The organism is uncultured Aquincola sp. (genome assembly GCF_964001545.1).
In the GTDB taxonomy this organism is placed as follows: Bacteria; Pseudomonadota; Gammaproteobacteria; order Burkholderiales; family Burkholderiaceae_C; genus Aquincola.
In genome coordinates this window covers 1-1,501 of sequence record NZ_CAXFDV010000342.1, presented here as the reverse complement: position 1 = coordinate 1,501, position 1,501 = coordinate 1, and the positions used below count along the sequence as shown (strand labels likewise).

The 1,501-nt window shown below is 70.3% G+C and carries 1 protein-coding gene and 1 pseudogene; both read right to left on the bottom strand.

The features are described from left to right. Positions 1–198 precede the first annotated feature (198 nt). Positions 199–1,272: a dihydroorotase gene (pyrC, locus tag ABNT58_RS11785; protein WP_348753665.1), complete on the bottom strand. Its 1,074-nt coding sequence runs from the start codon at positions 1,270–1,272 to the stop codon at positions 199–201. A 103-nt stretch (positions 1,273–1,375) separates the two neighbouring features. After that, positions 1,376–1,501 (bottom strand): annotated as a pseudogene (locus ABNT58_RS11780) (amino acid ABC transporter ATP-binding protein); the annotation flags it as partial.

Sequence of the window (1,501 nt, the reverse complement as noted above, 5' to 3'; positions counted from 1 at the left end):
CCCTTGGGGCGGCCCGGCGGGACTGGTATCAGCCCCCAAGCTCGCTGCGCTCGCTACCCCCACGGGGGCCGTCCAGTCCCTTGGGGCGGCCCGGCGGGACTGGTATCAGCCCCCAAGCTCGCTGCGCTCGCTTCCCCCCACGGGGGCCGTCCAGTCCCTTGGGGCGGCCCGGCGGGACTGGTGGTGCGCCCACCAAGCTCACGCGGGTTCGAGTTGCCGCCAGCGCAGCGTTTCGCCGCCGCGCAGCGGCTTGAGCTGGGCGTCGCCGAAGGGCACGGACTCGGGCACCGGGTGGTCTTCGCGCACCAGGGTCACACGACCGGTGTTGCGCGGCAGGCCGTAGAAGTCGGCGCCATGGAAGCTGGCGAAAGCCTCCAGCTTGTCCAGCGCACCGGCCGCCTCGAACACCTCGGCGTACAGCTCCAGCGCGGTGAGCGCGGTGTAGCAGCCGGCATGGCCGCCCGCATGCTCTTTCAGATGCGCCGCATGCGGCGCGCTGTCGGTGCCCAGGAAAAAGCGGTCGCTGCCCGAGGTGGCCACCTGCACCAGCGCCTGGCGGTGCTCTTCGCTCTTGAGCACGGGCAGGCAGTAGTAGTGCGGCCGCAGCCCACCCATGAAGATGGCATTGCGGTTGAACATCAGGTGCTGCGGCGTCAGCGTGGCGGCGGTGAAGCGGCCGGCCTCGCTCACGTACTGCGCGCCCTCGCGCGTGGTCAGGTGCTCGAACACCACCTTCAGCTCGGGCATGTCGGCGCGCAGCGGCCGCATCACGCGGTCGATGAACACCGCCTCGCGGTCGAACAGGTCGACGTCGGGGTCGGTCACTTCGCCGTGGATCAGCAGCGGCATGCCTTCGCGCTGCAGCGCTTCCAGCGTCTTGTAGGTCTTGCGCAGGTCGGTCACGCCCGCGTCGCTGTTGGTGGTGGCGCCCGCCGGGTACAGCTTGACGGCGACCACACCCGCTTCCTTCGCGCGGCGGATTTCGTCGGGCGGCAGCAGGTCGGTGAGGTAGAGCGTCATCAGCGGCTCGAAGCTCGAGCCCTCAGGCCGCGCGGCCAGGATGCGATCACGGTAAGCCACGGCCTGCGCGGCGGTGGTGATCGGCGGCCGCAGGTTCGGCATGATCACCGCCCGCTGGAACTGGCGGGCACTGTGCGGCAGCACCGCCGCCAGGGCGGCGCCGTCGCGCACATGCAGATGGAAATCGTCGGGCCGGGTCAGCGTGAGCTGGCCGGCGACTTCGGAGGTGGCAGCGGGGGCAGAAGAGCTCATGGAGCCATTCTGCCCCCTGGGGGCCCACCCGCCCGCCGGGCCGCCCCAAGGGCGGGTGCTCCCCCTTGGGGGGGCGCGAACGCAGTGAGCTTGGGGGCAAAGATCAATGCTGGAGGATCTTGGACAGGAAGTCCTTGGCCCGCGGCGAACGGGCGTCGGGGTTGTTGAAGAACTCCTGGCTGGTGCAGTCCTCGATGATCTTGCCGGCGTCCATGAAGATCACGCGGTG

What these genes read in the sequence shown, in the direction of transcription:
- pyrC (WP_348753665.1), bottom strand. Translation starts at nt 1,272, where the DNA reads ATGAGCTCTTCTGCCCCCGCTGCCACCTCCGAAGTCGCCGGCCAGCTC.